At 64.3% G+C, this 18451-nt stretch carries 17 protein-coding genes and 3 pseudogenes; 8 read left to right on the top strand and 12 right to left on the bottom strand.

Annotated features, from left to right (window positions below; all coding sequences use genetic code 11):
- Complete coding sequence (locus C7W88_RS00560) at window positions 1-1284, bottom strand: ferredoxin:protochlorophyllide reductase (ATP-dependent) subunit N (RefSeq protein WP_118072115.1); 1284 nt, start codon at window positions 1282-1284, stop codon at window positions 1-3.
- Window positions 1281-1793, bottom strand: a complete 513-nt coding sequence (gene bchF, locus C7W88_RS00555; protein WP_118072114.1) for a 2-vinyl bacteriochlorophyllide hydratase — start codon at window positions 1791-1793, stop codon at window positions 1281-1283. Before bchF ends, C7W88_RS00560 begins: the two co-directional genes overlap by 4 nt.
- A gap of 365 nt (window positions 1794-2158) precedes the next feature.
- Here bchF and C7W88_RS00550 point away from each other — a divergent pair, with 365 nt between their 5' ends.
- From C7W88_RS00550 to C7W88_RS00520, 8 genes and pseudogenes are all read left to right on the top strand, one after another.
- Window positions 2159-2944, top strand: a complete 786-nt coding sequence (locus C7W88_RS00550) for a B12-binding domain-containing protein (protein ID WP_118072113.1) — start codon at window positions 2159-2161, stop codon at window positions 2942-2944.
- A complete protein-coding gene (ppsR, locus tag C7W88_RS00545) occupies window positions 2944-4365 on the top strand; it encodes a transcriptional regulator PpsR (RefSeq protein WP_118072112.1) in 1422 nt (473 codons plus the stop codon). The genes C7W88_RS00550 and ppsR overlap by 1 nt, the downstream gene beginning before the upstream one ends.
- A gap of 49 nt (window positions 4366-4414) precedes the next feature.
- Window positions 4415-4780: a UbiA family prenyltransferase gene (locus tag C7W88_RS24545; RefSeq protein WP_370073156.1), complete on the top strand. Its 366-nt coding sequence runs from the start codon at window positions 4415-4417 to the stop codon at window positions 4778-4780.
- Window positions 4705-5181: pseudogene (locus C7W88_RS24540) on the top strand (UbiA family prenyltransferase); the annotation flags it as partial. The gene C7W88_RS24545 and the pseudogene C7W88_RS24540, both read left to right, overlap by 76 nt.
- Before the next feature lie 133 nt (window positions 5182-5314).
- Window positions 5315-6628, top strand: coding sequence for a BCD family MFS transporter (locus tag C7W88_RS00535; protein ID WP_118072111.1), 1314 nt, complete (start codon window positions 5315-5317; stop codon window positions 6626-6628).
- Complete coding sequence (locus C7W88_RS00530) at window positions 6625-7824, top strand: geranylgeranyl diphosphate reductase (protein WP_118072110.1); 1200 nt, start codon at window positions 6625-6627, stop codon at window positions 7822-7824. Before C7W88_RS00535 ends, C7W88_RS00530 begins: the two co-directional genes overlap by 4 nt.
- Window positions 7821-8315 carry a TspO/MBR family protein gene (locus tag C7W88_RS00525; protein ID WP_118072109.1) on the top strand — a complete coding sequence of 165 codons (495 nt, stop codon included), beginning with the start codon at window positions 7821-7823 and terminating at the stop codon, window positions 8313-8315. Before C7W88_RS00530 ends, C7W88_RS00525 begins: the two co-directional genes overlap by 4 nt.
- Before the next feature lie 22 nt (window positions 8316-8337).
- The gene (locus C7W88_RS00520; protein ID WP_118072108.1) at window positions 8338-8589 is read left to right on the top strand and encodes a hypothetical protein; all 252 of its coding nucleotides are present in this window, start codon (window positions 8338-8340) and stop codon (window positions 8587-8589) included.
- 137 nt (window positions 8590-8726) lie between these two features.
- Here C7W88_RS00520 and pufC read toward each other — a convergent pair whose 3' ends face one another.
- From pufC to C7W88_RS00470, 10 genes and pseudogenes are all read right to left on the bottom strand, one after another.
- Window positions 8727-9812, bottom strand: coding sequence for a photosynthetic reaction center cytochrome PufC (pufC, locus tag C7W88_RS00515; protein WP_118072107.1), 1086 nt, complete (start codon window positions 9810-9812; stop codon window positions 8727-8729).
- A gap of 13 nt (window positions 9813-9825) precedes the next feature.
- Window positions 9826-10781: pseudogene (gene pufM, locus C7W88_RS00510) on the bottom strand (photosynthetic reaction center subunit M); the annotation flags it as partial.
- Between the two features lie 14 nt (window positions 10782-10795).
- Window positions 10796-11620: a photosynthetic reaction center subunit L gene (gene pufL, locus C7W88_RS00505; RefSeq protein ID WP_084278791.1), complete on the bottom strand. Its 825-nt coding sequence runs from the start codon at window positions 11618-11620 to the stop codon at window positions 10796-10798.
- 104 nt (window positions 11621-11724) lie between these two features.
- Entirely contained in the window at window positions 11725-11910 is a 186-nt protein-coding gene (gene pufA, locus C7W88_RS00500; protein WP_039336613.1) for a light-harvesting antenna LH1, alpha subunit, read from the bottom strand.
- A 66-nt stretch (window positions 11911-11976) separates the two neighbouring features.
- On the bottom strand, window positions 11977-12132 hold the full coding sequence (pufB, locus tag C7W88_RS00495) for a light-harvesting antenna LH1, beta subunit (RefSeq protein WP_082013438.1): 156 nt from the start codon (window positions 12130-12132) through the stop codon (window positions 11977-11979).
- A 160-nt stretch (window positions 12133-12292) separates the two neighbouring features.
- A complete protein-coding gene (gene bchZ / locus C7W88_RS00490; protein ID WP_118072106.1) occupies window positions 12293-13738 on the bottom strand; it encodes a chlorophyllide a reductase subunit Z in 1446 nt (481 codons plus the stop codon).
- Between the two features lie 64 nt (window positions 13739-13802).
- Window positions 13803-15340 (bottom strand): annotated as a pseudogene (bchY, locus tag C7W88_RS00485) (chlorophyllide a reductase subunit Y).
- Window positions 15341-15343: 3 nt separating this feature from the next.
- Entirely contained in the window at window positions 15344-16333 is a 990-nt protein-coding gene (locus C7W88_RS00480; RefSeq protein ID WP_118072105.1) for a chlorophyllide a reductase iron protein subunit X, read from the bottom strand.
- Entirely contained in the window at window positions 16330-17295 is a 966-nt protein-coding gene (gene bchC, locus C7W88_RS00475; RefSeq protein ID WP_118072104.1) for a chlorophyll synthesis pathway protein BchC, read from the bottom strand. Before bchC ends, C7W88_RS00480 begins: the two co-directional genes overlap by 4 nt.
- 121 nt (window positions 17296-17416) lie before the next feature.
- Window positions 17417-18364, bottom strand: coding sequence for a methyltransferase (locus C7W88_RS00470; protein ID WP_240344743.1), 948 nt, complete (start codon window positions 18362-18364; stop codon window positions 17417-17419).
- Between the last annotated feature and the right edge of the window lie 87 nt (window positions 18365-18451).

Here is an 18451-nt window from a genome sequence, read left to right as displayed (position 1 = left end):
CTATACCCTCAAGATGTCGCGACGGCGCAGGGGCCGCGCGAAGAGCTCGGCGAGGTCACCCGCCTGCTCGAAGCCGTGGATGGGCGAGAACACCAGTTCGATCGCCCACTTGGTCGAAAGTCCTTCGGCCTCCAGAGGATTGGCCAAGCCAAGCCCGCAGACCGTCAGGTCAGGGCGGTCGAGCCGTACGCGGTCAAGCTGCAGGTCAACGTCCTGCCCTTCGCTCAGCCGGGTCGAGGCCGGCAGCAGCACCAGTTCGCGGGCATTGAGCTCGCGGTTGAGGTAGGGCGTGCCCACTTCCACCGGCATCATGCCGAGCTCTGTGTGCAGGAAGCGCGCCAACGGCAGTTCCAGCTGCGAATCCGGCAGGAACGTGATGCGCTTGCCCTCAAGCCGTTCGCGCCGATGGGCAATCGCTCGCTTGGCCCGTTCGCGTCCCGGAGCCACGACGCGGTTGAAGTGCATCCTGTCGATCCCGAAGGCCTCTGCCGCTGCTCGCAGCCAGTCGGTCGTGCCTTCGGCGCCGAACGGGAACAGCGCGTCGAGCCGCTTTGCTCCGCGCCGCTGCAGCGCACCGGTCGTCTCGGTCAGGAACGGCTGGGCCAGCAGGAAGACGGTGTTCGGACCCACCTTGGGCAGGTCGGCCATGCGCTTGGCGGGCAGGAAATGCACAGGGCCAATGCCCAGCTCGTCGAACAGCCGCTTGAACTGGTCCTCGACGATGTCGGGCAGGGCACCGACCACGAGCAGGTTGGCTGCCTCGACCGCGTCCGCAGCAGGCATCTCCGGCACCAGCGCGGTCAGGCAGGCGTCTTCGCCTTCGGTAAAGGTCGTCTCGATCCCGCTGCCCGAATAGTTGAGGACACGCACCGATCCGGCAAACTTGCCATCAAGCCGCTGCGCTGCCTTGCCGAGGTCCAGCTTGATCACTTCCGACGGGCACGATCCCACCAGGAACAGCGTGCGGATTTCCGGCCGCCGCGCCAGCAGCTTGTCGACGATGCGGTCAAGCTCGTCCTGGCAATCGGCCATCCCGGCCAGGTCACGCTCCTCGATGATCGCGGTGGCAAAGCGTGGCTCGGCAAAGATCATCACGCCTGCCGCGCTCTGCAGCAGGTGGGCGCAGGTTCGCGATCCGACGACGAGGAAGAACGCATCCTGCATCTTGCGATGCATCCAGATGATGCCGGTCAGTCCGCAGAACACTTCGCGCTGGCCGCGTTCGCGCAGGACCTGTGGTTGTGCTGCCGGAGCGCATCCAAGAACGCTTTCGCCGGGGCTCATGCCGCCACCTCAAGCCGCGCCGCGCGCAGTTTCAGCAGGAACTGTCCAGCATTGATGACATAGGCGGCATAGCCCGCCAGCGCGATCTGCATCCGCTGCTCGAAGCTGCCGTAATTCCCCAGCAGCATCACCAAATAGGTGGTGTGCAGCGCGATCACGAGCATCGAGAACACGTCTTCCCAGAAGAAAGCGCGGGCAAACAGCCACTTCCCGAAGACGACCTTTTCCCAGATCGAGCCGGTCACCATTATCGCATAAAGCGTGAGCGTCTTGACCACGACCGAGATGTCGGCCGCGACGGCGCCTTCGCCCCACGCAAGACTACGTAGAACTAGCGCCAAACTGACCAGAAACACCAGGAACTGGAAGGGGGCGAGCAGGCCCTGCACCAGCGTCCAACGCGTGGAGTCGCGCTTCTCGCGTTCCTCCGCAGTGTAAAGCGGCGGGCGCGTAGCCTGCGTGCCAAGTGCTTGGCCTGCGGCTTTAAATCTGATCGCGTCCCCTCTCATTCGGCCCCTTTCGCGGGCTGAGGCACCAGGCCTTCGAGAACTGGAGACTACGCCTCGTCTTGCAGAAGTGTCAATCTATCTTGACGACAAATAAAAATGACAGATCAGGGTTTGTCAGCAACAGTTTACAGGCGTAGAGTGTTGGCTCCGGTCAGAGTCGAACTATCGATCCGACAGTCCGGCGGGTGCGATTTGCACCCCACAGGCCGGAGGGGTCTGCCATGGCGACTGTTTATGGGTCCGAGGCCAACGCCGATGCAGTAAGGCGGACACGTCGCAGACGTGCCCCAGGCTTGCGATCAGGTCCGACCCACACGGATGGACACAATTCCTCTCCCGCCAGAGGGCCGGCATCGGTCAACAGCTTGATCGAGGAGCAGATCATTCCTCGTCTTTTGCTCGCCCATTCGTCCGGTGTGCCCAAGGGCCGGGTGACCGGCACGCTCTCGGTCGATCCGTCCGACGCCGCCAGCTTCGCCTCGCTGCCGCTCGATCTCGATGCCGAGGAATTGCTCGAAGTCGTCGAAGGCTTCATCGCGCGCGGCATCGCAATTGAATCGATCTTCGTCGATCTGCTTGCCCCTTCCGCGCGCCGCCTCGGCCAGCATTGGGAAGAGGACGAGTGCGATTTTCTCGATGTCACAATGGGCTTGTGGCGCTTGCAGGAAGTCATGCGGCAGGTCGCGTTGCGCTTTCCTGCCGACGACTCCGATGGCGACCGCGCCCGCAGTGCGCTGTTTTCTCCGATGCCCGGTGACAGGCATGCGCTGGGCACGCTGATGATCGAGGAAGTCTTTGCCCGGGCTGGCTGGCAAACTGAGGCGCTGATTGAACCCAAGCGTAAGGAATTGCTGCAAATTATCGCCGAAAGACACTTTGATGTCATAGGCTTGACCGTCAGTTGCGATTGCACTAACGCGAATCTCAGTGACCTAATTTGTTCCATTCGCAGCGTCTCTCGGACGCCCGGGTTCAGGTCTTTATTGGTGGACGAATGGTCAATGCCAATCCGGGTATCGTCGATGAAGTGGGCGCCGATGGCACCGCTCCCGATGCGCGATCGGCTCTCGTTCTTGCCGAAAAGCTGGTTGCCAGGAAACACGCCGGATCGGTCCGCCCCGAACATCCCCTCGGATAGCCGGCTCGACTGATGCCTTCCCGCAATAACTCCGTCGAAGGGAAGCTGCCCTTCGCCAGTCCCCGCACCCATTTCGAGGCGCTCGGACCGGATGCTGCAGCGACCCTGGCAATGGTGGCGGGCGATCTTGCTTTGGTGCTCGATGAAGGTGGCCAGATCGTCGACGTGACGGCAAACCCGCGTGAATTTCCCGATGCCCAGCAGTGGATCGGCCGCGATTGGCTCGATACGGTATCGGTGGAAAGCCGGCCCAAGGTCATGGAAATGCTGGCCAATGCGCGCAAGGGCGTGACCCAGCACTGGCGCCAGGTGAACCAGACCACGACCGAAGGCGAAGTGCCGCTGCGTTTCGTGGTGGTCCGCCTCGGTGAAAGCACCAACGCCATCGCCATCGGCCGGGACATGCGGGATGCCGCTGCCCTGCAGCAGCGAGTCCTGCAGGCGCAGCAATCGCTCGAGCGGGACTATTTGCGCCTGCGCCAGCTCGAAGCGCGCTACCGCATGCTGTTCGACCAGTCGCTCGATCCGGTGCTGATCGTCGATGCCGAAGCTTTCCGTATCCGCGAGGCCAACCGCGCCGCGCACCAGCTGTTCCAGGCCCGTAACGGCACGCTGCAGGGCGCCAAGCTGACCACGCTGTTCTCCCGCCCCGCGCGCGAACACCTGATCGCTTTCCTCGGGTCGACCCTCGTTTCGCCGGGCGTCCTCCCGATCGAGGTGCAGCCCAACAACAGCGACGATGCCGTCATGCTTTCAGCCAGCGGTTTTCGCGAAAAAGGCGGGCAGTTTCTGCTCATCCGCCTGTCCGGTGCTTCCAACGTCGCCGAGCACGCCTCGGGCGAGATGATGCGCGTGATCGAGGCCATGCCGGATGCCTTCGTGCTGACGGATGCCCGCATGGTCATTCAGGCCGCCAATCCGGCCTTTGTCGAACTCGTCTCTGCCGCCACCGTCGATCAGCTGCGCGGGCGTCCGCTGGCGGATTTCGTCGGGCGTCCGGGCATCGATCTCGATCTGATCGACGGCCAGCTCGCCAAGCACGACATTGCTCGCAATGTCAGCACGGTGGTCGGCGCGCGGGACGGTTTCGATGGCGAGCCGGTCGAACTTTCCGCTGTGAAGACCGGCGATGACCAGCCGCACTACGGTTTCGTGATTCGCCCGATCGGTCGCCGCCTGCGCGACCTTCCCGTCACGGCAGACGCCCCGCGTTCGGTCGAACAACTCACCGATCTGGTGGGTCGCATGTCACTGCGCGATATCGTGCGCGAATCCACCGACCTGATCGAACGTCTCTGCATCGAGGCAGCGCTCGAATACACCTCGAACAACCGCGCTTCTGCCGCCGAAATCCTCGGCCTCAGCCGGCAGAGCCTCTATTCGAAGCTGCATCGCTATGGCCTCGGCAATCTGGTTGATTCACTTGACGAATAAAGTGTCAATTTGATTTGACGCCTTGGGTGCATGGGCATAGTCTTTGCCCATGGCGCAATCTGCAGTCTCCGCTGGGATGACGCCGCCTCCGGCGGCTCGCGACGTCTTGGAACTCCTCAAGCCAATCACGTGGTTCCCGCCGATGTGGGCGCTGATGTGCGGCGTGGTGTCCTCGGGCGTGTCCCCTTTAAGTCGCTGGACCTTCCTCATCGCCGGCATCCTCTTGGCTGGCCCGCTGGTCTGCGGCACCAGCCAGGCCGTGAACGACTGGTTCGATCGCCACGTCGATGCGATCAACGAACCTGACCGGCCCATTCCCTCGGGTCGCATCGGCGGGCGCTGGGCCTCTACATCGCCATCGGCTGGACTGCCCTGTCGCTGGCGGTTGCCGCCTTCACCGGCCAGTGGGTGCTGATCGCCACCGTGTTCGGCCTCGCCTGCGCCTGGGCCTACAGCGCGCCGCCCTTCCGCCTCAAGACCAGCGGCTGGATCGGCCCCGCCGTCGTCGGCCTCACTTACGAAGGCCTGAGCTGGTTCACCGGCGCTGCCGTAATGGCCGGGTCCTTGCCACCGGTCCATGTCCTCGTGGTCCTCACGCTTTACAGCATCGGTGCCCACGGCATCATGACACTCAACGATTTCAAGGCCGTGGAGGGTGACCGGGCGACCGGCCTGCGCTCGCTCCCGGTCGTGCTCGGTGAACGACCGGCTGCCTTGCTCGCCAGCGCCGTCATGGCCGTGCCGCAAGTGATCGTCGTCGCGCTGATGGTCATGTGGGGACACCGCATCTCCGCAGGGGTGGTTGCGGTCCTGCTCGCTGCGCAACTCGCGCTCATGCCGAAACTGGTGTCGGCCCCGGCGCGCAATGCGCCGTGGTACAACGCCACCGGCGTGTCACTCTACGTGCTCGGCATGCTCGCCTCGGCACTCGGCCTTGGGGGTATGTCTGATGAACCGCAGTTTCGGCTGGTTTTCGATTGTCCGGCTCGGGGCCGTACAGGCCTCGATCGGCGCGATGGTGATGATCGCAACTTCCCTGCTCAATCGCCTGATGGTGCTGGAATACGGCCTTGCTGCCGGCATTCCCGCCGGGCTGGTGGCCTGGCACTACATGGTCCAGCTTTCACGGCCGCTGTGGGGCCACGGCTCGGACCTCGGGCGCAAGCGCACCCCCTGGGTCATCGGCGGCATGGCCATTCTTGGGGCAGGGGCAATGCTCGCTGTTCAGGCCACGACCATGCTCGACGATGCCCGGACACCAGGCATCGCGCTCGCCGTCATCGCCTTCTCGCTGATCGGCGCGGGCGTTGGCGCCGCGGGAACCTCGATGCTCGCGATACTTGCGTCCGGCGTCGCGCCGGAACGCCGTGCTGCTGCTGCTGCCACGACATGGATCATGATGGTCTTCGGCATCGTCATTTCCGCTGGCACTGCCGGTGCGCTGCTCGATCCCTATTCCGAACAGCGCCTGTTCGTGGTCGCGGGCGGTGTGGTGGCTGCGGCAATCTCGCTCACCTGCCTTGCCATGCTCGGGCTTGAAGCGAAGACCACTGGCGCCGTGCCGACGGAGAACCGTCAGCCCCCGGCAACCTTGGGTGAAGCCATCGCCGAAATCCTCGGCGATCCGCAGTCGCGTCGCTTTACCCTGTTCATCTTCGTCTCGATGCTCGCCTATTCGATGCAGGACCTCATCCTCGAACCCTTTGCCGGGCTCGTGTTCCAGATGTCGCCGGGCCAGTCGACCAGCCTTTCCGGACTCCAGCACGGCGGCGTGCTCGTTGGCATGATCGTGACCGGGCTGGGCGGCAGTGCCTTTGCCGGGCGCATGCCGATCGAACTGCGCGTCTGGACCATGCTCGGCTGCATCGGCTCGGCCGTCGCGCTGGCCGGGCTGGCGATGGCGGCTCAGGCTGGTCCGGGCTGGCCACTGGCGGCAAACATTGCGGCGCTCGGTTTCTTCAACGGCGCTTTCGCAGTCTCCGCCATCGGCTCGATGATGGGCTTGGCTGGTGCCGGCAAGCGCACCCGCGAAGGCGTGCGCATGGGCGTCTGGGGCACGGCGCAGGCCATCGCCTTCGGCCTTGGCGGCCTCACCGGCGCTCTCGGCGTCGATTTCGTGCGCGGTGCCACGGGGCAGGTGTCGCAAGCCTTCCAACTCATCTTCGCTTTCGAGGCGAGCCTGTTCCTCATCTCGGCAATCCTCGCGATGCGTGTGACATATCGGCGGGCCATCCCCGCCCAACTGGGGACGGCAGGGGCATGACCGACAGGGTTGAATACGATGTCGTCGTCGTCGGCGGTGGACCATCAGGAGCCACGGCCGCGTGGGATCTGGCACGCATCGGCCGCAAGGTCCTGCTGCTTGACCGGGCCGGGCGGATCAAACCCTGCGGCGGCGCGGTTCCACCGCGCCTGCTCGAGGAATTCGATGTCCCTCAATCGCTGCTCGTCGCGCGCGCCCGCTCGGCGCGGATGGTCGCACCCTCGAACCGTGCGGTGGACATGCCCGTGGGCGAGATCGGCTACGTCGGCATGGTCGATCGTGACCATTTCGACGAATGGCTGCGCGAACGTGCCGCCAAGGCCGGAGCCGAGCGCCGCGTCGGCACGTACGAAAGGATCGAGCGGGATGGCAATCCCGGCGCGGTCGTCTGCTACCACGAAGCGCGCGGCGACGAAGTGCGGAAAGTCCGCACCCGCCTCGTCATCGGCGCTGACGGCGCGCGTTCGGGCGTGGCGCGCGAAAACATCCCAGGTGCCGAACGGAACCCCTGCGTCTTCGCCTACCACGAAGTCGTCCGTTCGCCGCAAAGCACTGAACAAGGCTTCGACGCCTCGCGTTGCGACGTGCTCTATCAGGGCAAGCTCTCGCCAGATTTCTACGCATGGGTCTTCCCCCATGGCGAAACGTCGAGCATCGGCGTCGGCAGCGCCAACAAGGGTTTTTCCCTGCGCGGCTCGGTCAAGCAGATGCGCGATGAACTTGGCCTCGAAGGTTGCGAGACGATCCGCCGCGAAGGCGCACCGATCCCGCTCAAGCCCCTGAAGCGCTGGGACAATGGCCGCGATGTGCTGGTCGCTGGGGACGCTGCCGGAGTCGTCGCGCCTGCCTCGGGCGAGGGCATCTACTATGCCATGGTCTGCGGCCGGATCGCCGCGCAAACCGGCGACGCTTTCCTTGCCAGCGGCAATCCCGCACTGCTGAAGCGGGCGCGCAAGGCTTTCCTGCGCGAACATGGCCGCGTGTTCTGGATCCTCGGGATCATGCAGTATTTCTGGTATTCCAGCGACAAGCGCCGCGAACGCTTCGTCGAGATGTGTGCGGACAAGGATGTCCAGCAGCTGACCTGGCAGGCTTACATGAACAAGAAGCTGGTGCGCGCAAAGCCGATGGCGCACCTGCGCATTTTCCTGAAGGATTGCGCGCACTTGCTGGGATTGAGGCCCGCTGCCGGATGAAGCGGGCCTCGCTCATGCCCGCCGGCATTCCGATTGGCATCGCCACGCTCGCGGCCTTTGCCACGGCGATGGTCGGCGGCACGATCACCGATCTCGGGCCTTGGTACGATTCCCTGATCAAGCCCGCTTTCACGCCGCCGCGCCCGGTCTTCCCGATTGCCTGGACCACGATCTTCGCCCTGTGCGCCATCGCCGGGGTCGTGGCATGGCGCGCCTCGCGCACCTCGCGAACGTCTGACACGGTGATCGGCCTGTTCGCGCTGAACGGCTTCCTCAACATCTTGTGGAGCCTCATCTTTTTCCGGATGCAACGGCCCGACTGGGCATTCTGGGAGCTGTGCTTGCTGTGGCTCTCGATCGCCACGCTGATCGTCTACTGCGGCCGCATATCCCGGCTCTCGGCAGTCCTGCTGCTGCCCTACATCGCCTGGGTCACCGTGGCTGGCGCGCTCAACTGGGAAATCGTCCGCCTCAACGCGCCGTTCGGTTAAAGGAAGGGCATTGCCCGGCACCATGGAAGCGCTCTTCGCCTCGGGCCATGCCGCCGACATCGTCCTCGCCGCACTCCTGCTCGAAGCGCTCTGGCTGCGGTTGCGGGGATGGAAAGTCGCAGATCTGCTCACCATGTTGCTGCCTGCCGCACTGATCGTCGTTGGACTTCGCGCTGCCTTGGTCGGCGCGGATTGGCCGTGGATTTCAGCCCCGATCGCGCTCTCCTTCCCGGTGCACATCGCCGACGTTGTGCGCCGTCGCCGCAGCCTCTGACAGTCGCGCGTTCGTCTGGCAGAGTTGGGGTGAGTTGCGGGGGAGTTGCCGTTCTGCCCCGGAGAGTTGGAAACACAAAAAAGGGTCCGCCGGAGAAGCTCCAGCGGACCCTTCAGGTCCCACATTCCTGCGGGGGATCAGTGTGTTGCGGTTGAAACCGCAGCGGCAATCGGAGCTGCGGGAGCCGCCGGTGCTGCAGGAGCTGCCGCCGGTGTCGCCATCGGGGCACCCCACAGCGCCGGGTAGTCCTTGGCCATCTTGTACCCGCCCATCGGCTTGTTCTTGCCCTGGTGGCAGGTGGCGCAGCTCACCTTGAATGGATCGCCCATCGGGCCCTTGCGGTGCGCCGGGAAGACGTCTTTCAAGCTGCTGATATATTGACCATTTATGTCGCGTACCATGCGCAGGCCGTACCACGCCGTGGCGCGCTTGGGCGTGCTGATGTTCCACGGCTTGAACGCCTGTGCGTTGTGGCAGAACGTGCAGTTCACGCCCAGCGACGTCGACAGGTGGTTCATAAGTGCATACTGCGGCTCGGTTTCCTTGATGGAAAGCTCATTGGCCTTGGTCGGATGCAGGGTATCGGAAACGACCCGGATCGACCTGTCGGTCTTGGGATCGCCGGTCAGGTAAAGCGCCAGAGACGCTTCCGGCAACGAGGAATAAGCCGACGCGGCAACCGGATTGTTCTGTCCGTGGCGGTTGCCGATGATCCCGTTCTTCCCGGCTTCCGGCAGGGCCCAGTAGTTGGCCGGGATCGCATTGCCGCGGTGACAGGTCCAGCAGGTCACGCCCGTGTTCGCCACGTGCTTGTTCCAATTGGAGTTTATGTTGCGGGTCATCTGCAACATCTTGCGCGCAGCGACCTTGGTGTACTTCTCGTCCGAGGCCATGTTCTCGGGGTTGTGGCAGTAGTTGCAGCCCTGCTCAGGGGAAACCCACGCGGTGATCGCAGCCATCGTGTAGGTGAACTGCTCTTCCGACACGTCGCCCAGAACCTGCACGTTCTGGTAGGCCGCGCCGGCGCGAGGTCCGTCGTTCGAGGGCGGATCATATGGCGGGGCGGGCACGTCGTCCTTGGCCATGGCCACCTTCTTCAAGGTGACCTGGTCCATCCCCGTGCCGCGATGTCCGTTCTGGACCGACTGCTTTGGCCCTAGCTCGCAACCCGAAAGGGTCAGCGCAGCACTCGCCAATGCGGCGATTGCGATTGTCCTTCTCATTGGCCCGCACTCCCAGCGTTGCGGGATCGATGACCCCGGTATCGGGATACATCGGAGCATAGCCATGCTGCTGCGCCCAGAGGTACCAGTTGTCGACCACGGTGCCGGTCAGCAGGATGCCGATGCCGCCCGTGAGCGTCGTCAGCACGGCGAACCACCAGGCCCAACGGTGGATCGATTCCATCGTGGCGTTGAAGCCCATGGTCCAGCGCCAGAACAGCGCGGCGCGTTCCGAGGCCGTGCCGCGATCGGTGATCTGCTCGATCTCGCGCTCACCGCCGTAGCGACCGACTGCAAGAATGGTGGCGCCGTGCATCGCGAAGAGCAGGGTCGAACCATAGAGGAAGGCGATCGAGAAGGCGTGGAACGGGTTGTAGAACAGGTTGCCGTAGCGGATCGAGAAAGCGGCCGTCCAATCAAGGTGCGGGAAGATGCCGAACGGCACAGATTCCGCCCACGAGCCCATGAAGAACGGGCGGATGAAGCCGAGCACGAGGTAGAGCCAGATCGCCGAGGCGAAGGCCCAGGCCACGTGCGTCCCCATGCCAAGCGCACGGGCGCGGATATAAGTGCGGACCCACCACAGGATGATCGAGGTGGTCAGGAAGAACCCGGCCATGATCCACCAGCCACCCTTGGCCAGTGGCACGAATGGGGTGAAGCCATACTCCGGTCCCGGCGGTTCAAGCGACAGCCAGGGCAGCATGCGCACGAACTGGATCGGGTTCCAGTTTACCGAGGCGAGCATGTTTAGCCCGATGATCTCGATCGCGAAGAAGCCGAAGATCAGCGCGAACACGCCGGTCCAGCCCAAGTAGACCGGGCCGATCTGCGCATGGCCGATCAGGCCCATGATGTGGTTGAACGATCCCTTGCCGATCCGCGGCTCGCTGCCGGGGGAAGGGCGATCCCGGCTTCGGGCTCGCCCCGCAGCTGGACCTGGGTGAAAATGTTCTGATAGGTCGCCATCGCTCAGTGCTCCTTCACGACCAGATCGGCAGGTTGAGCCACCAGGTCCACCATTCGGGCCAGCCCTTGGTCCACAGCGGCCCGCTGATCACGATGCACACCGCACTCCAGAAGCCCGCGTTGAGGGCCAGCAGCAGGCCGACGCGGTGAATGCCCAGCGTGCCGACCGAGTAGCCGATGAGATCGCGGAAGAAGGTGTCCTCGTACTCGGGCGACTTCACTTCGCCGCCTTCGGGCGGGTTCACCGCCGAAAGCACCAGCGCGCCGTGAAGGGCGAGCGCAAGCGTCGTCGTGAAAAAGAACGAGACTGCCAGCATGTGGGCCGGATTGTAGTGGAAGTGCAGGTACTGGTACCCCGTGTTGGAAACCCAATCGAGGTGGCTGAAAATGCCGTAAGGGAAGCCGAAGTGCCATCCGCCCAGAAGGACGGGGCGGATCACCACCAGCGTGAAGTAGGCGAATATGGCCATGCTGAAGGCAACCGGCACATGGTATCCCATGCCCAGCTTGCGGCAGATCTCGACCTCGCGCAGCGCCCAGCTGCTGAACGAAATCAGCGCGCAGACGGTAATGACCTGCCAGAACCCGCCTTGTGCCAGCGGGGCAAGGCCCAGCCCGTACTTGAGATCTGGCGGCTCGATCGAGATGAGCCAGGGATTCCACGTCGGCCCTTGCGATGCCGCGTAGAAGATGAGCGCAGTGCCCAGCGACGCGAAAATCGCGGTCACCACGCCAAAGAAGCCGACGTAGAACGGACCCACCCAGAAATCGAACAGGTCGCCGCCGATCAACGTGCCACCGCGAACGCGGTATTTTCGTTCGAAACTAAGGAGTGCCATGGTTCTACCCCCTCCCCGCCGCGGCGCGACGGGCTTAGCTGTGTTCTGATTGGCTGCCACAGGAGGCGGCGACTAGAGCGCCGCCGCCTCTCGCACAGTTGGCGTCAGGGCGCTGCGGGCGCCGCTGCTGCTGCGTTCGCCATGCCCTGGGCCGAGTTCGGACCATCGAGCCAGTTGAACGTATCGGTGCTGAGCAGGATGAAGTGAATCACCAGTGCGAGCACGAACAGGAATGCGAACAGGGCAACCAGAGCCCTGCGCGGATCGAAAATAAGCCAAATCCTCCACATGGTCTTAGTCCTTGTGCAAGTGTTGAAGGTTCTGCCTCAGGCAATCGCCGTCGACAGATGGATGCGTCAGAGCCAGGGCTTCCACATCCAGACGAGGACGTGTGCGACCACTGCGACGGCGGTGAAGCCGACGAAGCTGCTCATGAACAGTTTGTGGAATTCCTTTGCTTCCTCAGGCGTGAGGTAGGTCCTCAGCCCGAAGCGATCGTCATGATCACTCATTGCCCAATCTCCAGTCGTTGTTGATGTGCGAGAGGCGGAAGACCTCTTTCGATATCCACGCGGAACTGACCCGCGAGGATGGGGGAACACGGGCGACCGGAGAGGGGCGACCGTGCAAGCTGTTGCGCCTGGGATGAGCGCGGAAGGATGGGTGCGCAGGTCATGTCACCTGCGCCTCGAGCATGGCATCGGCGAGCCTGTCGGCGCTGACGCGGGTTTCGTTGTGGCGACGCGTCACCCGTTCGGCTGCATCGCGCAGGCGCTTGGCCGCGGAGATGCGCACCAGCACGGGCTGTGCCTCGACGATCTGGTCGAGCCGCGCCTTGGCGTCTTCATCCCACGCCAGTTCGCGGGTATCGCGTGCCGGGGTTGCCTCGACAGCATCGAGCTGGGTTGCCAGCGGGATGATGTTGAACAGCGCATCGAACAGCGCGTTGCACACTTCCTGGACGAGGTAGGTCGCGCCAGAATAGCCCATGAACGGGGTGCCGATGTGGCGACGGATCGCCGCGCCGGGGAAGCTGGCCGGAATGTAGATCGACCGGCCGCCCTTTTCGGCGCTGTACATGCGTTCGTTGTAGCTGCCGAACAGCACTAGGGGCGGATTGCCGTGGATCGCGGCGCGTACGTCCTCGTTCCTGGGTTTCACGCCCGCGCTGCGCGAGAAGGCGAAAGTGCAGGGCAAGCCCATGTCGTCTTCGAGGAAATGGCGGATGCCGCGCGCATACGTCTCGTTCGCCACGATGCCGAAGCTGGCCGTGGCGAAGAAGTCCTGCGTGACCGAGCGCCACAGGTCCCACAGCGGTTTGATCGTGCTGTGCTTCTCGCGCTCGATAAAGGGTTCGGGGTCAAGCCCGAGTTCGGCAGCGAGCGCGCGAAGGAAGCGGGTGGTGCTATCGAGCCCGATTGGGGCCTGGAAGTACGGCCGCTCCATCAATTCGCACAAGTTGCGCCCGAATTCGCGATACATGCAGACGTTCGCCTGGGCATCCGCCAGTTTGCGGACATCGGCCAGATGGCTGCCCAGCGGGAAGACCATGTTGACCTCTGCGCCGATGCCTTCGATCAGGCGGCGGATCTCGTGGACGTCGCTCGCCATGTTGAACATGCCGTACGAAGGGCCGAGAATATTGACCTTGGGCTTTTCGCCTTCCTTGACCGGCTTGACCGCGGGGACGGTCTTGGGGCCGAATTCCGACCAGAGCCAGCTGAGCGCCCGATCCGCACACTGCCACTGATCCTCGTCAATGGTGCGCGGCAGGAAGCGTTTGATATTGGTGCCTTGCGGGGTAACCCCGCCGCCGATCATTTCTGCGATGGAGCCGGTGACGACGACGGCCGGCAGTTCGGGATCGAGCACCTTCCACGCGCGCTTCATCGCGCCTTCGGTGCCGGTCTTGCCCAGCTCTTCCTCGCCTAGGCCGGTGACGACGATGGGCAGTTCGTGCGGCGGAAGGCCGTCGGTGTAGTGGAGCACGGAGGTAACCGGCAGGTTTTCGCACCCGACCGGGCCGTCGATGATCACCTGCAGGCCTTTGACCGCCGTGAAGACGTAGACCGCGCCCCAGTAGCCGCCGGCCCTGTCGTGATCGAGAACCAAGGTCATGCCGTGCCTCCCGCGCGAAGGGAGATCACGACGAAATGTCGAGCGCCATGATCGAGGACGAGGCTCATGTGCCCACTGCCTCTGCCGCCTTGCGTGCGGCTTCGTTGAGGGCGGCATACTTCTTCTTGAAGGCCGGGCGGTCCTGCGGTGTCTCTTCCCAGATCCCGGCGGCAGGGCCGGTGCCGACTCCTTCGAAGAACGCCGACATCCTGTCAAAGCGCGCCTTGTTGGCCATCGCCGCATTGATCACCTGCGCAAGGCTGCCAGCCCCCGCCACGCCCATCAGCGGACGGGCCGAGATCAGGTTGGTGAAGTAGAGCGCCGGGATCGCCTGGGCCTTGGCATGCTGCACCACCGGCGTCGTGCCGATGGCAAGGTCGGGGCGGAATTCCTCGACCGCGGCAATGTCCTGCTCAAGGCTGGCGCGGAATTGCACGCGGACGCCGCGCGCCTCCAGCCATGCGCGGTCAGGATCGGACCAGCGCGTACGCGGGCAGGCACTGCCGACATAGGGCACGTCCGCTCCGCTCTCGATCAGCAGCCGCGCGACCAGCAGTTCGGAGCCTTCATAGCCCGAAACCGTGATGCGGCCCCTTATCGGATTGGCGGCAAGCGCAGCGCGGATCATCGGCACGAAGCGCGCCTTGGCGGCTTCGACCTTGTCGGCAGGCACGTCGCAGGCCGCACCGATGGCATCGAGCCACGCCGTCGTGCCTTCCGCGCCGACCGGGGCGGAGCCGACGACCGTGCGCCCGGCATGTTCGAATTCGCGGATGCTGGCGGTGTAGAAGGGGTGGATTGCTGCCACCACCGCGCAGTCTAGCGCGGCATAAAGCTCGCGCCATTCGCGGGTAGGGACGACCGGCCCCGCAGCAAGGCCGAGCGGTTCGAGCATCATGCCGATGCCGACGGGATCGGCCGGGAACATTTCGCCCAGCAGCGTGACTGTCGGCTTGTCGGCGCGGGTGGTGGGGCCGCGACCGGCCCTTGCGCCACTTCCTCGCGCGCATAGGCGAGCATGGCGCCTGCCAGCACGTCCTTGGCCTCGGCGTGTGTGGGGATGCCGAAGCCCGGCACGTCGATGCCGATGATGCGCACGCCGTTGATCTGCTTCTTCAGCAACCGCAGCGGTACGCCGCTGGCAGTGGGCACGCACAAATTGGTTACAACAATCGCGTCGTAATCGGCCGGGTCGGCCAGGCCCTCAACCGCTTCCTTGATGTCCTCGAACAGCTTGCCGGTGACGAGCGTTTCGGAACTGAATGGCACGTAGCCGACGGTGCGGCGCGCGCCGTAGAAGTGCGAGGTGAAGGTCAGGCCGTAGACGCAGCAGGCCGAGCCCGAGAGGACGGTTGCGGTGCGGCGCATGCGCAGGCCAACGCGCAGCGAACCGAACGCCGGGCACATCGATTGCGGTTGATCGTGCGGGCCTACCGGGTAGTCGGCGGCGTAGCGGTCCAGCAGTTCTGAGCCTTGCGCCTTATTCGTCGCATCGCGCAGCACGTCCGCGCCTGCGTGGCAGCCGCCGCCTTCGACCGGCGGATCGAGTTCGATCCGGTCCGGTTCACGCGCGTGAAGCGCCCCATCAACGAGGTCTGTCATGGCCTAGACCTCGTCATAGACCACCTCAAGCGAGGGCTTCTTCTCGAATGATCCGCCGCGCATGTCAGCCTGTGTCGCCGGGACCAACTCGACGTTGCCTCCGGTGTCTTCGGGGGAGAAGAGGCCAAGCAGTCCATCCTGGTCGAGGGGCGTGGGCTGCCGCGGCGGTGCCGACGCGACATTGGACGCAAGCTCTGCGAAGAGACTGCCCCATTGCCCGCCGGGCTTGCCGATAATCTGGTAATTCGCCGACTTGCGCCGGATGTCCTCGTCCGCCGGGATGGCGCACAGAACCGGTATATCGACCGCGTTTGCGAAAGCCTGCGCCTCGCCGGTGCCGTCGTCCTTGTTGACGATCATGCCGGCAACGCCGACATTGCCGCCCATCTTTCGGAAGTATTCCACCGCCTTGCAGACGTTGTTCGCCACGTAAAGCGACTGCAGGTCGTTCGATCCGACGACGATGACCTTCTGGCACATGTCGCGCGCGATCGGCAGGCCGAAGCCGCCACAGACCACGTCACCCAGGAAATCGAGCAGGACGTAGTCGAAGCCCCAGTCATGGAAGCCGAGCTTTTCGAGCAGCTCGAAGCCGTGGATGATGCCGCGACCGCCGCAGCCGCGGCCGACTTCGGGACCGCCCAGTTCCATCGCGAACACGCCGTCGCGCTGGAAGCAGACGTCCTCGATCCGCACTTCCTCGCCGGCCAGTTTCTTGGCTGAAGAGGTCTCGATGATCGTGGGGCAGGCCTTGCCGGCGAACAGCAGGCTGGTCGTATCGGACTTGGGATCGCAGCCGATCAGCAGCACGCGCTTGCCCTGTTGGGCGAGCATGTAGCTGAGGTTGGACAGGGCAAAGCTCTTGCCCGAGCCGCCCTTGCCATAGATCGCGATGATCTGCGTCTCTTTCTTCACTTCCCCGGTGTGCGGGGCGTCAGGCTCGATCGACGCTTCATCGCGCAGAGCGGCGGCATGTGTATCCAGCATCGTCATGCGCAGTTGCTCCAGTCGAGGACCATCTTGAGGCAGTCGGCATCGAGGAAGGCTTCCGGATAGGCATCCGGGGCTTCCTCAGCCGGGCGCTGGTGAGAGACCAGACCGGCAAGATCGAGTGCGCCGCTGTCGATCAGGGCGCGGGTAGAGGTAAGATCGTCCGGGCCCCATTCGGCGGCGACACGGAAGCGTGCCTCGGCACGGAACGCGGGGGCGAAAGCGAAGCTGGGGCGGTTGGCGTAGAAACCTGCCAGCACGATCTCGCCCCTCTTGCGCAGGCGCGGAACCAGCAGGTCGAGGCAATCGGCATCGCCGCTGGCATCATAGATGTTGGCGTAATCGTGGCGGTCATCGTCCTTGGGGGCGATGACGTTGTAGCCTTGCGCGCCTGTGCGGCGGGCGGGCTTGTGCTCCCAGACAGTGGGGGCAGGGGCGCCAGCAGCGATGGTCATCCGCGCAAGCAGGCGGCCCAGCGTGCCATGGCCGATAATCAGATCGGGCGGGTCGCCGCCGTTCATGGCGTGAAGCGCAGTGGCGGCGAGCGCGAACAGCACGCCATCCTGGCCCAGCGACTCGGAGACCGGCAGGGCGCGCGCCGATGGCACGATCACCTGCCGCGCCGTGCCGCCGAAAAGGCCGCGCGCATCGCGATAACAGGTCGCGCCGGGGACAAAGACCCAGTCGCCGATGCGGGCCTGCACTTCGCTGCCGGCGTCGACAATGCGGCCGAGGGATTCGTATCCGGGCACCAGCGGGTACCCCATGCCCGGGAAGTTGGGCATCTCGCCCGACCAGAGAAGCTTTTCGGTTCCGGCACTTACGCCGCTCCACTGGACTTCGACCAGAACGTCAGAAGGGGCGAGCGCGGCGGAAGCGGCGTCGGAGCCTTGTCCTGACGTCAAGGCAAGCCTGCGAAGCGCGATGCGCCTCGGTGCTTCCAGTATGACCGCCAGCGACTCCATGCCGGTCTTCCCCTCTCCCGGTGATCCGGGCCGTGCCGCAGTATCCGGATGGGTACTGTCAGGCAGTGTTCACCATACGCTAACGCCAAAGAGTGTCAAACAGATTGGACGGTTATAACTGTCAATATGAACTAACAATGACCGAGGCGATCACGGGCATTGCCGTGCGCTTCTGCTGCCAGTGCGGGAAGCCCGCCTTGCGAAGCATCTCGCCATATTCAGCTGGTGTGCGAGGGCGTCCGGAGTTCATCGCCCAGAGATACAAGCCAAAATAGGCGTCACCCATGGCTTTTGCCCCGCGTGCGCCGGCCATCGGTTCGGCAATGACAAGGCGGCCGTCCTCGGGAAGAGCTGCCCTGATTCCGCGCAAGATCTGAAGGCAGCGATCATCGTCATGATCGTGGAGAATTCGCGACAGCGTGATGCAGTCGTAGCCTGTAGGCGGGGTATCGGCAAAGAAGTCACCCGGATGTCGGGAGACTCGCGGCGGCAGATTCGTCGCACCAGCCAGAACGGGAGGCAGATCGAATATGCCCAGCTCAAGCGAAGGGCATGCCGCGGCCAGCGCATTGACGAAAGCGCCATGACCGCCGCCGATATCGAGCAGGCGGCGGTGGCGATCGAAGGCGTAGGCACCCATCGCCTGCTGCGCAACCATCTGTTGCGAAGCGGCCATCAGTGAGGAGTACCGACCGGCAGTTTCACCATCGGTTTCAGGGTGATAGTGCCAGAAATTCGACAGGGCGGTTGGCTTCTGCCGGTCCTGCCGCAGCAGAGCAAGCGGGTCGGCGAGATCCGCGTAAAGCAGCGGGTGATGTCGAACCATGGCAAGCGCGCCGGGGTTGGAAAGCAGCGCGGCGCCCTGCTGACCGAGCATCCAGCAGCCCGGAGCAACCTCTTCTGCAAGGTCCAGTGCAGCGGCGGCGCGCAGCAGCCGAGTCGCGGCGGCGCGGCTCAGTGCGGCCGACCGGGCGATATCGTCGGCACCGCACGGTCCAGCATCGAGCAGGTCGAGCAGGTCGACCTGGACCGCGGCTAGCAGGACCTGCGAATAGCTGAAGCCCGCCACCAGATCGAATGCGCTGGCGGCGCGGCGCCTTGAGATGCTTGCGAAAATGGGGAGGCGAGATGCCCAGTCCTGAAACACCGGGCTGCC

This window comes from Novosphingobium sp. THN1, from assembly GCF_003454795.1.
Lineage (GTDB): Bacteria > Pseudomonadota > Alphaproteobacteria > Sphingomonadales > Sphingomonadaceae > Novosphingobium.
The sequence above is the reverse complement of the archived record's forward strand: the minus strand, read 5'-3'. Positions and strand labels throughout refer to the sequence as shown.

Coding starts and splice junctions, on each gene's coding strand:
- C7W88_RS00560 (WP_118072115.1), bottom strand. CDS start 1,284: ATGAGCCCCGGCGAAAGCGTTCTTGGATGCGCTCCGGCAGCACAACCA.
- bchF (WP_118072114.1), bottom strand. CDS start 1,793: ATGAGAGGGGACGCGATCAGATTTAAAGCCGCAGGCCAAGCACTTGGC.
- ppsR (WP_118072112.1), top strand. CDS start 2,944: ATGCCTTCCCGCAATAACTCCGTCGAAGGGAAGCTGCCCTTCGCCAGT.
- C7W88_RS24545 (WP_370073156.1), top strand. CDS start 4,415: ATGGCGCAATCTGCAGTCTCCGCTGGGATGACGCCGCCTCCGGCGGCT.
- C7W88_RS00535 (WP_118072111.1), top strand. CDS start 5,315: ATGAACCGCAGTTTCGGCTGGTTTTCGATTGTCCGGCTCGGGGCCGTA.
- C7W88_RS00530 (WP_118072110.1), top strand. CDS start 6,625: ATGACCGACAGGGTTGAATACGATGTCGTCGTCGTCGGCGGTGGACCA.
- C7W88_RS00525 (WP_118072109.1), top strand. CDS start 7,821: ATGAAGCGGGCCTCGCTCATGCCCGCCGGCATTCCGATTGGCATCGCC.
- C7W88_RS00520 (WP_118072108.1), top strand. CDS start 8,338: ATGGAAGCGCTCTTCGCCTCGGGCCATGCCGCCGACATCGTCCTCGCC.
- pufC (WP_118072107.1), bottom strand. CDS start 9,812: ATGAGAAGGACAATCGCAATCGCCGCATTGGCGAGTGCTGCGCTGACC.
- pufL (WP_084278791.1), bottom strand. CDS start 11,620: ATGGCACTCCTTAGTTTCGAACGAAAATACCGCGTTCGCGGTGGCACG.
- pufA (WP_039336613.1), bottom strand. CDS start 11,910: ATGTGGAGGATTTGGCTTATTTTCGATCCGCGCAGGGCTCTGGTTGCC.
- pufB (WP_082013438.1), bottom strand. CDS start 12,132: ATGAGTGATCATGACGATCGCTTCGGGCTGAGGACCTACCTCACGCCT.
- bchZ (WP_118072106.1), bottom strand. CDS start 13,738: ATGACCTTGGTTCTCGATCACGACAGGGCCGGCGGCTACTGGGGCGCG.
- C7W88_RS00480 (WP_118072105.1), bottom strand. CDS start 16,333: ATGACGATGCTGGATACACATGCCGCCGCTCTGCGCGATGAAGCGTCG.
- bchC (WP_118072104.1), bottom strand. CDS start 17,295: ATGGAGTCGCTGGCGGTCATACTGGAAGCACCGAGGCGCATCGCGCTT.